Source organism: Arthrobacter sp. BC5, assembly GCF_056680255.1.
Genome location: NZ_CM155273.1, coordinates 2,644,284 through 2,659,915 on the forward strand (window position 1 = coordinate 2,644,284; position 15,632 = coordinate 2,659,915).

General features: G+C 65.3%; 18 protein-coding genes and 1 pseudogene. 7 read left to right on the top strand and 12 right to left on the bottom strand.

Annotated features, from left to right (window positions below; all coding sequences use genetic code 11):
• Positions 1-302: 302 nt before the first annotated feature.
• Positions 303-1,511, top strand: coding sequence for an alcohol dehydrogenase catalytic domain-containing protein (locus AC1MFI_RS12310; protein WP_479817215.1), 1,209 nt, complete (start codon positions 303-305; stop codon positions 1,509-1,511).
• Positions 1,512-1,655: 144 nt separating this feature from the next.
• Here AC1MFI_RS12310 and AC1MFI_RS12315 read toward each other — a convergent pair whose 3' ends face one another.
• The gene (locus AC1MFI_RS12315) at positions 1,656-2,921 is read right to left on the bottom strand and encodes a DDE-type integrase/transposase/recombinase (protein ID WP_479816192.1); all 1,266 of its coding nucleotides are present in this window, start codon (positions 2,919-2,921) and stop codon (positions 1,656-1,658) included.
• A gap of 158 nt (positions 2,922-3,079) precedes the next feature.
• On the opposite strand from AC1MFI_RS12315, the gene AC1MFI_RS12320 reads away from it, so the two are divergent.
• From AC1MFI_RS12320 to AC1MFI_RS12335, 4 genes are all read left to right on the top strand, one after another.
• A complete protein-coding gene (locus AC1MFI_RS12320; RefSeq protein ID WP_048896403.1) occupies positions 3,080-3,478 on the top strand; it encodes an ArsR/SmtB family transcription factor in 399 nt (132 codons plus the stop codon).
• Positions 3,475-4,353: a permease gene (locus AC1MFI_RS12325; RefSeq protein WP_196597475.1), complete on the top strand. Its 879-nt coding sequence runs from the start codon at positions 3,475-3,477 to the stop codon at positions 4,351-4,353. The genes AC1MFI_RS12320 and AC1MFI_RS12325 overlap by 4 nt, the downstream gene beginning before the upstream one ends.
• 43 nt (positions 4,354-4,396) lie before the next feature.
• A complete protein-coding gene (locus AC1MFI_RS12330) occupies positions 4,397-4,558 on the top strand; it encodes a hypothetical protein (RefSeq protein WP_154676754.1) in 162 nt (53 codons plus the stop codon).
• 78 nt (positions 4,559-4,636) lie between these two features.
• Positions 4,637-5,623, top strand: coding sequence for an IS481 family transposase (locus tag AC1MFI_RS12335; RefSeq protein ID WP_209907617.1), 987 nt, complete (start codon positions 4,637-4,639; stop codon positions 5,621-5,623).
• Between the two features lie 132 nt (positions 5,624-5,755).
• On the opposite strand, the gene AC1MFI_RS12340 is transcribed toward AC1MFI_RS12335, so the two are convergent.
• From AC1MFI_RS12340 to AC1MFI_RS12365, 6 genes are all read right to left on the bottom strand, one after another.
• The gene (locus AC1MFI_RS12340) at positions 5,756-6,424 is read right to left on the bottom strand and encodes a GAP family protein (protein ID WP_479817218.1); all 669 of its coding nucleotides are present in this window, start codon (positions 6,422-6,424) and stop codon (positions 5,756-5,758) included.
• A 70-nt stretch (positions 6,425-6,494) separates the two neighbouring features.
• The gene (locus tag AC1MFI_RS12345; RefSeq protein ID WP_479817219.1) at positions 6,495-8,102 is read right to left on the bottom strand and encodes an alkyl/aryl-sulfatase; all 1,608 of its coding nucleotides are present in this window, start codon (positions 8,100-8,102) and stop codon (positions 6,495-6,497) included.
• Between the two features lie 39 nt (positions 8,103-8,141).
• Positions 8,142-8,366 carry a hypothetical protein gene (locus tag AC1MFI_RS12350; protein WP_479817220.1) on the bottom strand — a complete coding sequence of 75 codons (225 nt, stop codon included), beginning with the start codon at positions 8,364-8,366 and terminating at the stop codon, positions 8,142-8,144.
• A 279-nt stretch (positions 8,367-8,645) separates the two neighbouring features.
• Positions 8,646-8,891 carry a LapA family protein gene (locus tag AC1MFI_RS12355; RefSeq protein WP_479817221.1) on the bottom strand — a complete coding sequence of 82 codons (246 nt, stop codon included), beginning with the start codon at positions 8,889-8,891 and terminating at the stop codon, positions 8,646-8,648.
• A 113-nt stretch (positions 8,892-9,004) separates the two neighbouring features.
• Positions 9,005-9,400: an SHOCT domain-containing protein gene (locus tag AC1MFI_RS12360; protein ID WP_479816587.1), complete on the bottom strand. Its 396-nt coding sequence runs from the start codon at positions 9,398-9,400 to the stop codon at positions 9,005-9,007.
• 429 nt (positions 9,401-9,829) lie between these two features.
• On the bottom strand, positions 9,830-10,075 hold the full coding sequence (locus AC1MFI_RS12365; RefSeq protein ID WP_479817222.1) for a hypothetical protein: 246 nt from the start codon (positions 10,073-10,075) through the stop codon (positions 9,830-9,832).
• A gap of 74 nt (positions 10,076-10,149) precedes the next feature.
• Here AC1MFI_RS12365 and AC1MFI_RS12370 point away from each other — a divergent pair, with 74 nt between their 5' ends.
• A complete protein-coding gene (locus tag AC1MFI_RS12370; protein ID WP_479817224.1) occupies positions 10,150-10,719 on the top strand; it encodes a GNAT family N-acetyltransferase in 570 nt (189 codons plus the stop codon).
• A gap of 300 nt (positions 10,720-11,019) precedes the next feature.
• Here AC1MFI_RS12370 and AC1MFI_RS12375 read toward each other — a convergent pair whose 3' ends face one another.
• Both AC1MFI_RS12375 and AC1MFI_RS12380 read right to left on the bottom strand, forming a co-directional pair.
• A complete protein-coding gene (locus AC1MFI_RS12375; RefSeq protein WP_479817225.1) occupies positions 11,020-12,066 on the bottom strand; it encodes an NAD(P)-dependent alcohol dehydrogenase in 1,047 nt (348 codons plus the stop codon).
• Between the two features lie 181 nt (positions 12,067-12,247).
• On the bottom strand, positions 12,248-12,709 hold the full coding sequence (locus tag AC1MFI_RS12380) for a MerR family transcriptional regulator (protein ID WP_479817226.1): 462 nt from the start codon (positions 12,707-12,709) through the stop codon (positions 12,248-12,250).
• A gap of 104 nt (positions 12,710-12,813) precedes the next feature.
• Here AC1MFI_RS12380 and AC1MFI_RS12385 point away from each other — a divergent pair.
• Positions 12,814-12,978 (top strand): annotated as a pseudogene (locus AC1MFI_RS12385) (IS30 family transposase); the annotation flags it as partial.
• Positions 12,979-13,184: 206 nt separating this feature from the next.
• On the opposite strand, the gene AC1MFI_RS12390 reads toward AC1MFI_RS12385, so the two are convergent.
• From AC1MFI_RS12390 to AC1MFI_RS12400, 3 genes are all read right to left on the bottom strand, one after another.
• Positions 13,185-14,141, bottom strand: a complete 957-nt coding sequence (locus AC1MFI_RS12390) for a hypothetical protein (protein WP_479817228.1) — start codon at positions 14,139-14,141, stop codon at positions 13,185-13,187.
• Between the two features lie 237 nt (positions 14,142-14,378).
• Complete coding sequence (locus AC1MFI_RS12395) at positions 14,379-15,095, bottom strand: hypothetical protein (RefSeq protein WP_479817229.1); 717 nt, start codon at positions 15,093-15,095, stop codon at positions 14,379-14,381.
• A complete protein-coding gene (locus AC1MFI_RS12400) occupies positions 15,092-15,472 on the bottom strand; it encodes a PadR family transcriptional regulator (RefSeq protein WP_479817230.1) in 381 nt (126 codons plus the stop codon). The genes AC1MFI_RS12395 and AC1MFI_RS12400 overlap by 4 nt, the downstream gene beginning before the upstream one ends.
• Positions 15,473-15,632 lie beyond the last annotated feature (160 nt).

Sequence of the window (15,632 nt, forward strand, 5' to 3'; positions counted from 1 at the left end):
GACAGCGGCCGTAGGGTCATGTGCCCGTACCGGGGCGGGCAGACCGAAGTGCCACCTGTTCCGTGGGCCGGCTCCAACCTGCCCGAACTGCCCGGGGGCACTGAGCATGAAATCGGCTTCACCATGCTCTCGGACATCTTCGCCGGCTACCGGAATCGCCACGTAGCCGGATCTGGGAAAAGCGCAACCGATGTGACCTGCCTGGTTCGACGTTGTCGGTCGACGGCGGGCCCTCTAGCGTACGAAGAGATTGAGGACGGAAACCCTACCTGCAGACCCGAACTGCTGAAGGAGGACATGTCGTGAAAGCTCTTGTATGGCACGGCGAAGGTGACATCCGGCTCGACGATGTCGACGATCCCGCGATCCTGGATCCCAACGATGCCATTGTGCGGATCACACGCAGCGCGATCTGTGGGACTGATCTGCATTTCATCCGCGGAACCATGGCGGGCATGAAGGAGGGGACGATCCTCGGCCATGAAGCGGTCGGGGAGGTCGCGGCAGTGGGGGCCGCCGTTCGCCGGTTCGCCCCGGGCGACCGCGTGGTGGTCTCCTCGACCATGTCCTGTGGCGTGTGCTGGCAGTGCCGCGCCGGACATACCGCGCAGTGCGACACAGCCAACCCGAACGGCCCGCAGGCCGGCACCTGTTTCTTCGGCGGACCGGAAACCACCGGGCCGGTCGACGGGCTGCAGGCCGAGTATGCGCGCATTCCCTGGGCTTCCAACACCCTGACCGCGCTGCCCGACAACGTCAGTGATGAGCAGGCCATCCTGTTATCCGACATCTTCCCGACTGCCTGGTTCGGCGCCGAACTGGCGGGAGTCCGGCGTGGGGACACGGTCGCCGTCTACGGCGCCGGCGTCGTCGGACAGTTCGCCATTGCCTCGGCCTTCCGCCAGGGAGCATCCCGCGTCTTCGCGGTCGACGGCGTCGAGACCCGGCTCGTCCAGGCGCTCGACCAGAACGCTGACGTGATCGACTTCAACAGCGAGGATCCCGTGCAGGCGCTGATGGACGCCACCCTCGGCATCGGGGTGGACGCAGTGATCGACGCTGTCGGTGTGGACGCTCAGCGCCCGTCCTCCGGTCCGGCGGCGGCGGACAGCGAGCAGCAGGCAGAGCAGTTCGCCCAGGAGGTCGCCGAAGTGGCACCCAGGACCAACACTCAGGGCGAGAACTGGGTGCCCGGCGATGCTCCGTCACAGGTGTCGCGATGGAGTGTGGAGACCGTCAGGAAGTACGGGCGCATCGGCATCATCGGCGTCTACAGTCCCGCCATGATGTCGTATCCGATCGGGCAGGCGATGAACAAGAACCTGACCGTCCGGATGGGGAACTGTGACCACCGTTCCGTCACACCACCGCTGTTGGACCTCGTCGCGTCCGGAGTATTCGATCCGACCAGGTTCATCACCCAGCACGAGCCGATCACCGACGTCGTCGATGCGTACCTGACCTTCGATCGGCGTGAGGAAGGCTGGCTCAAGACAGTACTGACGACCTGACTCGGAGCACCGTAGGGTCCCGCTAGCTGTACTGACCGGACACGTTGATCGATAGACAAGTCGCCACCGTGATGCCTCACGGTCAAGTCCCCGGGAAGTGATCCCCCGTGCCTCATGTAAAAGTCCCCGCGAAACAGGTCCGGGTCAGCCGTAGAGTTTGATCCAATCGGCCTCGGGCATTGCCCGAGCGGCTTGGTCCTCGAGCTCCCGCTCCAGGCGCCGAGTCGGGATCGCGGCCAAGGCGATCAGCCGTTGCTGGATCGTGTCGATCTCAGCGGCGATCTCAACGACGTTCAGCGAGGCCTTGTAGGTGGCCAGCTCCTGCTGTTGGGCTGGGTTGAGGACTCCGGCATCGAATAGCCGCTGGTAGGGGGTGCGGGGTTTGTCGTAGACCCGGCGACGACGCCCGATGGCATCGGCGGTGTAGCCGGTGGGCTTGGTGGTGGGGGTGAAGTAGTTCAGCCGGTCACAGACCAGGTCCCAGAGTCTGTTAAGTAGTTCGCGTTGGATCGCGGTGTCGTAGCGGTAGTAGAACCCGTAGCGGCGGACCAGGTGGTTGTTCTTCGACTCGATGGTGGCCTGATCGTTCTTCTGATACGGCCGGGACCGGGTGTAGAAGATCTTCCGCTCAGCAGACCAACCCAACACCTGGTGGTTGATGAACTCGCTGCCGTTGTCGGAGTCGATGCCGGTGACCATAAACGGCACCGTGGTGATGAACTCCTCAAAGGCGGCGACGATGTTGACCATCGCGTTATTGCGGATCGCGCGGGTGAAGACCCACCCGGTATGCATATCGGTGAAGTTCACCGTCCGGGCGAACTCACCCTTCAAAGTCGGCCCGCAGTGGGCCACGGTGTCGACTTCGAAGAACCCTGGTTCGGCTTCGATTTCATCGCCTGCTTTGCGCACACTGATGGAGTTGCGCAGCAGTTTGCCCGGTTTGGTGGCGGACTTCCCTCGGATAGGGTCCCTGGCCTTCGCTGGTGCCAGGTACCGATCGATGGTGGCTGCGCTCATGGCCAGCAGTTCAGTCCGGACCTGCTGGCTATAGCGGTCTTGGCCAGGAACCAGGGCCCTGGCGGCTTCCATCGCCTGGATCCAGTCAGCCATTGAGGCGGCGAGGTATTTGCCGCAGATACCCCCGGCGGTGGCCCACACGTGCTGTAAGACTTTGATCGCGTCGTAGGAGTACTTCCGGCCCCGGCTCTTGCGCCGATCGATCACTGCCACAGTGGCGGTAGCGCGTCCTCTGGGCTGGGTCAGCCGGCGTCGTAGCTGCTGGCGGGCATGATCCCGGTTCCAGCCGGTGACCTCGACCAGTTGGTCCAGAATCTTCGACTTGTCCTTCTTCGAAGCGGCCTCGTAGGCGGCAGCGTATTTCTTGGTGATCTCGACCCTGGTGGCCAACGAGACATCCTTATCCGGCATACCCCATCGTCGCCGAACCCCACCCCGTCCTTTGCCGGGGACTTTTCTATGAGGCACGACCCCTGGCTACGCGGGGACTTTCTCTGAGTCTCGTCGGCCACTTGTGACAGAAGGCCACGCTTGTCTATAGTGTGGGTATGACAGTTTCACTGGATGTTGCCCTGCCGCGCACGGACCTGTCGGCGCGGGATCACGCGCGGATGCTTGCTCCGTTGTTGAAGCCTTTGTCAGACGAGAACAGACTGATGATCGTGCTGACGCTTGCGGCGGGGGCGTGCTCGAACAAGAAGTTGCAGGAGGCCACCGGGTTGAGCCAGGCGCTGGTGAGTCACCATGTGGCAGCCTTGCGGCAAGCGCAGCTGATCAGTGTGCGGGCCGAGGGCCGGTCCAACATCTACGCGCTGTGTTGTGAGCAGTTGGCGGCGCCGGTGCAGTGGCTCGCTCACTTGGCGACTCTCACTCCAGAGGGACAGAAGGCGTGCTGCACTGCCCCAGCAGGGGAGGGTCAGGCATCGACTGAGGGTGCTGCGCGGTGATTCATGCGGTACAGACCTTCGGGTTGATCCTGGTCGAGTTGCTCGTCCTGTTCTCGCTGATCTCGGTGCTCGTTGCGCTGGTGAACCGGCGGTTCGGGCCGGATCGGATCCAGAGCTGGATGGCCGATGGGCGCCTTCCCGGCCCGCTCAAGGGGCTACTGCTGGGGGCGATCACGCCGTTCTGTTCCTGTTCGACGCTGCCGGTGCTGGCTGGGATGTTGAAGTCGGGGGTGGCGTTCCGGACGTCGATGACCTTCCTGATCTCGTCACCGCTGCTGGATCCCATCATCGTGGCCGGGGTGGTGCTGCTGTTCGACTGGCGTATCGCGTTGGTCTACACGGTGGTCACCGCCGCATGGTCCCTGCTCGCCCCCCTAGTATGGGAACGACTCGGCATGGCCAGCCAGCTCAAGCGAGTCAAGGTCGTCGGCGACGACAGCACCCCCCACCCCTGGGCAGGCCTGCGCAACGAGATCCGGCCCGCACTCGGCGAGGCCTGGGCCGATCTGAGACCGCTGCTCGTCCCGATGGTGCTGGGTGTCTCGGTCGGTGCATTTATCTACGGTTTCGTGCCTCAGGACCAACTCGCCGCGGTCGCTGGCGACGACAAACCGTGGGCCGTGCCGTTGGCCGCCGTGCTTGGCGTTCCGTTTTACGTGCGTATCGAGACGATGCTGCCCATCGGCTTGGCCCTCAGCTCGACCGGCATGGGGCTAGGTGCAGTGTTCGCGCTGATGATCGGCGGCGCCGGAGCCTCGATCCCCGAGATCTCGATGCTCACCGCCTTGTTCAAGCCCCGACTGGTCGTCACTTTCGTGGTCACTGTCATCGGCACGGCCATCGCCGCCGGCTACCTCATCCCACTGATCGCCTGACCCAACCACCACATTCCCAACCACACGAGGAGAACAAGCAACCATGGGACTCAAGGACCTCTTCACCGCACGCAAGCAGGACAGCAGTTGCTGCGGGGCCCAGATCGTGCCCGACGATGACGACCAGCCCCAGAGCGAGCAGGGAACACCCACCGAGACGGCTGCCTCTTCAGCGCCGAACAGCGAGGACACGGACGGCAACTGACATACCGAATCGATGGGGCTGCACCACAGGGTGCAGCCCCATCACTGTCTCCACCCGCTCGTCACCAGGAAGACCACCATGTCCCACGCCAATGCCGCCCTCACTCCGCGTCACCGCCTCAAGGTTGCCCAGCTGGTTGTTGACCACGGATGGCCGATCAGCGAGGTCGCTGCCCGGTTCCAGGTCTCCTGGCCCACCGTGAAGCGCTGGGCTGACCGCTACCGGGCCGGTCAGTCCATGCAGGACCGCAGCTCACGGCCTCACCGCTCCCCGAACAAGACCAGCCCCACGACTGCGAAGCGCTGTATCCAGCTCCGGCTGCGTCTGCGGGAAGGTCCGGTTCAGTTGGCATACCGGATTGGCGTTGCTCCGTCGACAGTCCACCGGATCTTGGTCGACGTCCACTTGAACCGCCTGTCGCACGTCGACCGTGCCACTGGAGAGCCTGTTCGTCGCTACGAGCACGACCACCCCGGGGCGATGCTGCACGTCGACGTGAAGAAGCTCGGCAACATCCCAGACGGCGGAGGCTGGCGCTACGTCGGCCGACGACAAGGCGAGAAGAACCGCGCAGCCACACCCGACAAGCCCAAGAACAAGCACTACGACCCGTTGATGGGCAAGGCCTACGTCCACACCGTCATCGACGACCACTCCCGCGTCGCCTACGCCGAGATCCACGACGACGAAACAGCCCACACCGCCACAGCGGTCCTGGCCAGGGCCGTCAAGTGGTTCAACGCCCGCGGGGTGACCGTCGAGCGGGTCCTGTCGGACAACGGTGGCGCCTATCGCTCACACCTGTGGCGCGACACCTGCGCCGAGCTGGGAATCAGGCACAAACGGACCAGGCCGTATCGCCCGCAGACCAACGGCAAGATCGAGCGCTTCCACCGCACCCTGGCCGACGGCTGGGCCTACGCCCGCTGCTACACCTCCGAGACGGAGCGTCGCGGCGAACTCGACGGCTGGCTGCACTACTACAACCATCACCGGCCCCACACAGCCTGCAGCAACCAGCCGCCCTTCTCACGATTGACCAACGTGTCCGGTCAGTACAGCTAGCCGGACCCGTCGGCACAGGCTACGGCCGTGGAACGCCGCCATGGTGGGCCGGTCTTGCGGAGCTGTCGAGGAAGGGAGCTACTCGACTGAGAGCATTCCGGAGGCGGGCGGCACATGTCGGTGTCCGATCGGTCAGCCGAGTTGCTCGAGGCCGTTCGAGACGAGGACCACTCCGAGGAGCAGGACCACGACGCTGATGACGACCTGGCCGAACCGTGTGAACCAGTCGACGAATCGGTGGAGCAGCGCTGTGGCTCGCTGATGTCCTGTTCGGACCGCGAGGAGCGGTGCGGCGACCCCGAGGCTGCGGATGGCGATGAACACCACCAGGGCGATGACTTGTTCGGCCAGCACGCTGGTGGCCTCTACGACGCCCGATACCGCGGACAGAACGATCAGGGCATTCTTGGGACTGACAGAGCCGATGAGGAAGGCCGATCCGAAGGACTTCGGAGCCGTCATGGACTGGAGTCCCGCCATCCACGGCGGAGGCTGGTCCTGGTCGTCTCCGGAGCGGCCCTTCCTGAAGCGCACTGCCGCGGCGCCGATCAGCAGGACGCCCAGCAGGACTTTGAGCCAGCTGATCCAGACGACTGATCCCGATGCGAAGGAGACGGCGTCGGCCAGGATCAGGCCGACCGCCGCGATCGCTGTGACCCCTAGAACCCAGCCGAGGACGAAGGCTCGGAGCACCGCGCGGGAACCTGCGCCCGAGAGGATGGCGGCCATGGCGATCACCGGCAGGGACGCCAGGAGCCCGCCCACTGCGAAGGGCAGGACGACTGCGATGACCGCGATCACCCGGACCGCGTCCCTTCAGGCACCGTGACCAGGGACCTCGCGGCAAGGCGAACGCTCACGAGTGTGGTGATCATGGGGTGACGATCGGGAACTCCGGGTCGCCCCGGTCCAGCACGCCCAGCAACGCGGGAAGGACGCCCCGGGCGCCGTCGAGGTCGAGGCCCGGGGATTCGAGATCTCCGCCCACGAGGGCGATCAGGCGCGGCTTGGTGAGCGTGAGGGTGAGGTCGGCCGGCGTGTCCTGCCCGCAGCGGGTGCTGGTCAGCACCCCGTTCCGGAGTGTGAGCCGGTAGCGCTGGTCGAGGTCGGTGAACACGACGACGACGGCGAGGTCGAGGGACCATGCCTTCGGGCCGTTCACGGAGATGGCGATGGCGTCGAAGAGCTGCTCGGGGGTGAGCTGCGCGATGATGGCGGGCGCTGCGGACGTGGCCGGCGTCCCGAAATTGCCATCCCGCAGTTCGGTGGCGCCGGAGAGGAAGAAGTTCCGCCAGGTGCCGTTCTCCGCGCCGTAGCCGAGCTGCTCCAGGGTGTCGGCGTAGAGGGCGCGGGCTGCCGTGTGGTGCTGATCGGTGAACACCGCGTGGTCGAGGAGCGTGGCAGCCCAGCGGAAGTCGCCGGACGTGAACGCGGTCTGCGCGAGTTCGACCACGCGGCCCATCCCGCCGAGCGCCTCGACGTAGCGTGCGGCGAGTTCGGCCGGCGGGTGGGGCCAGAGCCGCGCCGGGTTGGCGTCGAACCAGCCCATGTAGCGCTGGTAGATCGCCTTCACGTTGTGGCTCACCGAACCGTAGTAGCCGCGCGCGTTCCAGGCGTTCTCGAGCGCCGGCGGGAGTTCGATCAGCTCGGCGATCTCGCTGCCGGTGAACCCCTGGTTGAGGAGTCGCAGCGTCTGGTCGTGCAGGTAGGCGTAGAGGTCCCGCTGGGTGCCGAGGAACTCCGCAATCTCCGCGCGCCCCCAGGTGGGCCAGTGGTGGGAGGCGAACGCAACATCGGTGCGCTCGGCGAACAGGCCGATGGCCTCGGTGAGGTATCCGGCCCAGAGACGCGGGTCGCGGACGAGGGCGCCGCGCAGGGTGAGGAGGTTGTGCTGGGTATGGGTCGCGTTCTCGGCGAGGCAGAGGGCCCGGAAGCGGGGGAAGTAGAAGTGCATCTCGGCCGGGGCCTCGGAACCGGGTGCCAGCTGGAACTCGATCTCGATGCCGTCGACGGTCGCGGTCTGGCCCGTCGCTGCAATGAGCAGCGTCGGCACGATCAGCCCGACCTCACCGCTCGACGCCGTCTGGCCGAGTCCGGTTCCGACCTGGCTGCGCGGGCCCCGGTCGAGGGACGCCCCGTACATGTAGCCTGCCCGGCGCGCCATGGCCGTCCCCGCGTAGACGTTCTCCGAGACGGCGTGGTCCGTGAACCCGTCGGGGGCGATGATCTCGACGAGTCCGGCATCGGTGTCCGCCTGGGTGGCGACGCCGAAGACCCCGCCGAAGTGGTCCACATGGCTGTGGCTGTAGATCACCGCGACCACGGGGCGGGCGCCTCGGTGCTCGCGGTACAGGGCGAGGGCGGCAGCCGCAGTCTTCGTGGAGATCAGCGGGTCGATGACGATCACCCCGTGATCGCCCTCCACGAACGTGATGTTCGAGAGGTCGAAGCCACGCACCTGATAGATGCCCTCGACCACCTCGTACAGGCCCTGCTTCGCGGCGAGCTGCGACTGCCGCTAGAGGCTCGGATGCACGGTCGTCGGAGCGTCGCCGGCTAGGAAGCCGTAGGCGTCACTGTCCCAGACCACCCGGCCGTCGTCGGCCGTGATGATGCCCTTCTCGAGGGCGGCGATGAAGCCGCGGTCCGCGTTCTCGAAGTCCCGGAGGTCTGAGAACGGGAGGGACTCCATTGCTGCGCGGTGCGCGTGCTCGATCGGTGGTGATGCGGGTTTCTGCTGCACGGTGTGACCTCGTCGCTAATGGGTGAATGTCTCTTGCGGTGGAACCGCTTCCCGAGCCTGATCGGCCCGCCGACTGGCGATACCCTTTTCGGATGAAGACGGCACCCGCGGCCGGAACAGAAGGCCCTCCAGTGTCACCACGGCGGCTGGGTCGGTGACACGGACCGAGACCCCGCCGGTGACGGTCGCCCCTGGGAAGCGCCCGGCACCGGCAGTGCCTGCCACGGAAGGCGGAACACCTATCGGCTGCGCCTGGATGTAGTGACCACGGACGGTGAGCTAGACCGACCGTCGGTGGAGTAGCCAGCCGACGGCGATACCGACGGCGGTGGCCACTGCGAGAGTGACCCACAAGGGAAGGGACACACTGAGGAACAACAGTGAGATACTCGCCACCTCCCTGTTCTGCGCGATGAAGATCACGGCCACGGCGGCAAGGATGATCGCCGTGATCTGCTGACCGGTGAGCCGACGCTTCGCCGGTCTCGCTGTGTTCCTGCCTTTGACTTCGTTCTGCCTGGTCATGACGATTCTTTTCCTTGATGAGTTGTGGTCCGCAAGAGGTGAGGTTTCGGACCGGCTCCCGAAGAATGATCGGGCGCCGGGTCGATCAATTCAGAGCGTCTTCGGGGCCGGGCTCACGCTTTGCCGGCGAGTGCCCGATCCTTCAGTACTGTGAACTCCGGTTCCGAGATGGTGCCCGAATCCAGAAGCGTCTTCGCCTTCGCGATCTCCTCGGCCGAACTCGGTGCCGACAGGCCGCGGATGTAGTCCTCCGCGGCCTCCTGCGCGGCCCCGGCACGCGCCGCCTCGCGGCTGACCATCCCCGAACCACGGCTCAGAAGGTAGGCCAGGACTGTCAGGAACGGGAGGAAGACGAGGAAGATCACCCACAGCGCCTTCGCCCATCCACTGATACTCCGATCCCTGAAGAGATCAATGACGACCTGGAAGAGGACGATCAAGTAGGCGAACATCGCAAAGAACCAGAAAAACAGCCAGAAGACATCCCAGATATTCTCCAAAACATTCATTGCCCTACTCCTGTTGCCTGTGTTGTCGTGCCGCGCACCGTAGAGGTGACCGACTCTGATGCGTCAAGTCTGCTGACCCGCGGAATCGGTCTGAAGGGCCCAAAGTCCTGTACCATACATTCGCCACGGACCGGTGGACCAGAGTGGCGCGTGGGAATCCCGAGTGTGGTCGGGGTCTCGAGTCGCCGTATTCCCGGAGTGATTGCCGCTTCGGATGGGGTGCCACCTTGGCGAAGGCGACGAACCCCGCCCGCCTCTGCCAGAGGTTCGGCACGACGAGCGGCGAGCAGCGCAATGCTTTGAACCACACCCCAGGCGATCTCGAGGATGAGCATGAGCAGCACGAGCGGTGAAACCCCTTGCCCTAGGGCAGCAACCATTCCGAGAGAGAAAGGGAGACGTGCTCCGCACGTCGGCCGCTCCGGCCGCTCATGCGGGACGTACGAGGCGAAAGAGTGCCCACATGGTGACGACGCTGCCCATCAGGTTCGCGAACATCACCGTAAACGGATCGCTGGGATCGGGCGTCGAACCGGGCAGGCCGAGGTTCCCACGAAGCGCACAAAGGCTCTGAGGAATTGCTGTGGCCGTCGCGGCGAAGGTGAACCCCACGGTCACGGAAAAATCATGGAGGCCCGGCAGGCGAACGATGCGCAGGGCGAGCTGATAGGTCATGCTGCCACCCTCGGCTATGAACCGTAGTGCAGGGTCAGGCAGACGTGGTTGCACGAACCTGACAGACTCGGGTGATGGACCTTCCTGTGATCGCTGACCGGTGGCCTGCTACCGGTCCGTCCTTCGGGAACGTGACGCTGCGGGCATTTCGTCCTGAGGACGCGGACATGGCCATGGAACTGTCGCGGGATCCCTACGTTCCCGCGACGGGGACGCTGCCCCTGAATGCGACACTCGATCAGGCACACCAGTGGATTCGGCGACAGCAGACCCGGCACACAGAGGGCACGGGATTCTCGTTCGCCGTCGTCGACACCATCGAAGGACAGCGCGCAGGATTCACTGGTCTATGGGTGCGTGAGTTGCACGCCGGCCGCGCCCGCATCGGCTACGGCATCGCTCCATCCTTCAGAGGCCGCCATCTCGCCTCGGATGCGCTGCGCGCTGTCACCTCCTTCGCCTGGACGATCCCCGAGCTGCATCGCACGGAGCTCTCTATCGAACCCTGGAACACCGCGTCCATCAGGACGGCGGAGCGGGCCGGGTACCTCCGTGAGGGCCTGCTCCGCTCCCACCAGGAGATTTCCGGCCAGCGTCGCGACATGCTGCTGTACTCGAGCCTGCGCGATTCGGGTCCGGAGTAACGCCCAGTGCTCACGCGCGGGCGGTCACCAGCCAGCCCCGACCGGGAGCGTAGGGCAGGTCCCGGACCTCGGTACGGGTGACGCCCGCCTCGGTCAGTGAGCGTGCCAGTGCTTCTCGGGTGCGGAAGCGCAGGGTGGAGGTCGAGTCGATGCGCTCACCGTCGGCGCGAAGTCCGCCTAGGAGTGCGAGGGTGTTGCCGTCGCGCCCCGGGAGTCGGGCCGGAAAGCCCCTACCACCACGCTCCAGTCCGGTTTCGGCGGTGGTAGGGGCTGTTTCTTGTCCCGGGCAGTGCTGGTCGCCTAGGCGAAGGTGGAGGCGTCGATGACGAAGCGGTAGCGGACGTCCGAGGCGAGGACCCGCTCGTAGGCTTCGTTGATCTTGTCGGCCGGGATGACCTCGATCTCGGCGCCGATGCCGTTCCGGGCGCAGAAATCGAGCATCTCCTGTGTCTCGGCGATACCACCGATCATGGAGCCGGCGAACGAGCGGCGACCGCCGATGAGCGCCATGGCGTTCACCGGCAGCGGCTCGGCGGGCGCTCCGACATTGACCAGGGCTCCGTCGACCGTCAGGAGTCCCAGGAAGGCGCTGATGTCGATCTGGGCGCTGACCGTGTTGATGATGAGATCGAATGAGCTGGCAAGGTCGGTGAACGTGGTCTCGTCGCTGGTGGCGTAGTAATGGTCCGCGCCCAGACGGAGGCCGTCCTCCTGCTTCTTGAGGGATTGTGAGAGGACGGTGACGTCGGCGCCCATGGCGTGCGCGATCTTGACGGCCATGTGGCCGAGGCCGCCGAGGCCGATCACGGCGATCTTCTTGCCGGGGCCGGCGCCCCAGCGGTGCAGGGGTGAGTAGGTGGTGATTCCGGCACAGAGCAGGGGTGCTGCGGCGTCGAGCTCGATGCCCTCGGGGATCCTCAGCACGAAGTCCTCGGTGACGACGACGTGGGTGGAGTAGCCGCCTTGGGTGATGGTCCCGTCACGGTCCATGGCGCCGTAGGTGCCGACCATCCCGTTGACGCAGTACTGCTCGTCGCCCACCGTGCAGTTCTTGCACTGCCCGCAGGAGTTCACCATGCAACCGACACCGACCCGATCGCCGACGGCGTGCTTGGTCACTTCGGAACCGACTTCAGCGACGATGCCCGCGATTTCGTGGCCGGGCACCAGCGGGTAGGGTTGCGGCCCCCAGTCACCCTGCACCGTGTGAATGTCCGAGTGGCAGATGCCGGCGTACGTGATCTCGATCCGGACGTCGTGGGGACCGACGTCGCGGCGTTCGATGGTGGTGGGGGCGAGGTCGCCGTCGGGGGAGGGGGAGGCGTAGGCGTGAACAGTGGTGGTCATGTGATTTCTCCTTCGAGGGGCGTTCAATTGCTGGATGCGGCCGGCTGGCCGTAGTCCCGATCGGTGATGTGCTCGCCGACGTCACGACGTGGCTCTGGCCGTCCGGTTCCTGAGTGGCGATGAGCCATGCAGCGATCGGCGGTGGCGTCGTGCCAGGTCCGCTGGGAGGCGCGCGTGATGCCTATTGCTTCTTGGTCCTCTGAAGAAGGTCGGCCAGGGACCGTGCTTCATCCGACAGTTGTGCGGCCCTGGCATCGTCGCCGGCATGGATGGCCTGCCAATAGTCGATCTTCAGTGCGACATAGCGTCTGCGCAGTGCGATGGACTTCGCTTCGGCGGCTAGCTGTTCCTGCTGGGACTTCAACAGCTCGATCTGCTCCGGGGCGGCATCAGCTCCAAGCGCCCCGTTGCCGATATAGCGACGCATGTCACTCACGGACATTCCCGTTGCACTCAGGCAGGACACCCAGGTCAACAGATCCAGGTCCTCCGGCGTATAGACCCGGTGCTTGCTGCTTGCACCGCGACCGATGGGCGTGATCACCCCGATCGACTCGTAATAGCGCAGGGTACTGGCCGGCAGCCCCGTCAGGGCCGCCGCTTCCTTGATCGTGTACGTCTTCCTGATGCTCGGTGCGCTCACTCCATCAACGATAGGAACTTCAAGTACTTGAAGACAAACCGCCCTCGGCAGTGAGGCAGCCGGGTGAGGTGCCGCAGTCCGTGCCGAGCACCGCTGGTCTCACCGTACGCACCATGGTGTCCCTCACCGCCCGGCCGGCCTCGATCGAGGACCGTGTTGAGGTGGGGCAGTGTGACGGTGATCTTGTCATGGGAAGGAGGCCCTCCGCGGTGGCGACGCCGTCCAGCGCCCTACCCGGGCCGTCACAGTCGTCCAGCTCCCCGACGGACAAGAGCCGGATGCGTACGCATCGCACGTACCTCATGAGGGGCTCCGACCCTCGACGGGTCACCGCCGAGAAGCTGGACGACATCGCGGATCCCATCAGCGACCATCCGCGGCGAGCCCTGAACTGGCATGTGGTGCTGTTTCATCAGCGCTGACGGTGCCCGTCGTCCTGTGCCTCTTCGGAGGGAACGCGTCTCACGGGGCCGGGCTAGCGAGGAAGGGCCATGATCCATTCCGAGAAGTCGGTGAGGTCCGTCCCGACGAGCACGGCGGCCGCGCCGCTGTCCATGGGGTCGGCGAGGAGGGCCAGCGATTCGGCCGGTAGATCCTTCGTGGCCTCCCAGGCGATCGACGTAGGCGACCCGGAGTCGGGCCAGGTCAGGAAGACGAGGGGGTCCGAGTTGGTGGACTCCACGATGCCGATCCGGTGATTGAGCAGGGCGACGAGCTCGCTCGTATACATGTGCCCGGAGACCCCTGCAGCAGCGAGGAGAACGCCGGACTCCAAGGTGCCTTTGCGCCCGCGGGGAAGAGGGAACCACTCGGCTCGAAGGCTCGCGCCCTGCCAGGATGCGACGTCGCCAGGCATGGCGGGGTTGATGGTCTGCTGCCGGGGGAATCGCTCCTGCAGATAGGCGACGATGTCGTCGTGACCGATGCTGATCTTGGTCGCAGTAAAGAGCATGCGGCCGTTCACGTCTCTCACGTCGATTCCGCCGTACTGGTTGCGCGACGGACGGACCGACCCGATCTCGGTCAATGCGAGGACTCGCGTCGCTCGAAACCAGGGGCGGACGGTCAGGTGATTGTCGAACGCGTCGACCCGAAACCGACGGATCCCCATGGCGAGGACGACGAGGAGCGCTCCGGCCACCGTGATCCCGACGCCAGCGATGAGGGGACCCGGCCCATCCATCTCCTCGGACTCCACGACCGAGACGAGCGTGAAGAGACCACCGATAACCAGGAAGACGATGCCGAGCACACGGAACAGGACGGACTGCCAGCGACGATTCTTCACGACGAACAGTGACCCCGTGTCTGCGTTCGGGCGAGCCATTGCTCGACCGTTCCGGTCACCTCGGCGGACGGCCGCGGTGACCATCGCGGGGATCACGAGTGACAGCAGAACCGTCGCGACCATGGGAAATACGATCAGAGGCATTCACTGAATGTAGTGCTTGTCTCGCACACGCCGTGCCACAAAGGCCGTCGGGTCAAAGGATCCCTTGAAAGGAGGAGCTGGATACCGCGGCGGGGGAGTCAGGGAAGTTGCGGGCGGCAGCGGTGGCGGCGTGAGTTCCGCAGTGGGGATCCGGGTGGGCAGGTCTTCAAGGGTCTGTGGCGCCACCCCGGTCACGGCCGGGGTGGCGCCGTCGAGCAGCAGGTCGCCCGGACGATATCAGCTCAGTGCCAGCGCGAGGCCGAGCATGGCCAGGGCGAGTATGGGGAAGAGCCAGTTGGTGACCTGAACGATGACTCTCGTGCTGGTTCCGGTGCTGTCTGCGGTCGCCGAACTGGGATCGGTGATGTCGTCGTCGCCCGTCGTATGGGCGGCCTGGACGGTGTTTCTGACCGAGAGGGCCACCATGACCAGGGCGCTGCCTATGAGCCATGGCAGCGGGTCCAGGCCTAGCCACGCTTCGGCGCGGTCTTCAGGGGCGGCCAAGGCTGATAGGAGTCCTGACAGTGCGCAGATACCGCTGATGCCGATACAGACCCAGACCCGGCGGATGATGGCGTCGAGGTAGAGCGGCAGGAAGGCGATGAGCACCACTGGTGTGGAGAGGAGCGCCAGCTGTGCCGGGGAAACCAGCAAGAGCTCGGACCGGGCCCAGGGCACGACTGCCTGATTGAACAGCAAGAAGGCCAGGAGTCCGAGCATTGCGGGCCAGAGCGCTTTGCGTGTCCAGTCGCGCTTCGGTGCGGAGGGAAGCTCGAGTGCCTCGGCATACTGGCGGGCGGGCCCAAACGCTTCTTGGGCCCCCTGACCGGAATCGCGGAGGAATTCCTTGGCACTTGCGACGGTGTCGCCGATGGCGCTTCCGTGGACCTGGCGCAGTCGGAGTTCGATGACGAGTTGGTCGAACCACTTCTTGTCGCTGGTCTGCTGGATCATGCGGAGCCCTCCGTGGTGGGTCGGTCGAGGTAGCGGCACGTGGCATCGGTGAACCGCGCCCAGTCGGCGCCGAGACGTGTGAGTTCGGAGCGGCCCTGGTCGGTCAGTGCGAAGTATTTGCGGCCGGGACCGCCGTCGCCGGCCCGCCAATCTGTCGTCACCAGGCCTGCTTTTTCGTATCGGGTGAGGAGCGGATACAGGGTTCCGCCCTTGATGGCGCCGAAGCCGTGGCTCTCCAGTTCGCTGATGATGGCGTAGCCGTAGGAAGGACCGGCGGATAGTGCGCGGAGGCAGAGGAAGCCCAGGGTGGCCCGAAGCCAGTCGCTGGGCCACTCAGCGCTTGCCGCGATTCGAAGACCGGAGGTGGAGACTTCCATGACTAGATTGTGTCTCTAAGTAGTTACCCTGTAAACCCCTGGAAGCGAATCTAGCCCTGCCGTTCTCAAAGCAACAGCAGCCCGCAAGCCGGGTTCAACGCGAGTCGTCAGGGGGGATGGGGGCAGTGGTGGCTGATCGTCGCCAGAACGACGTCAGGTG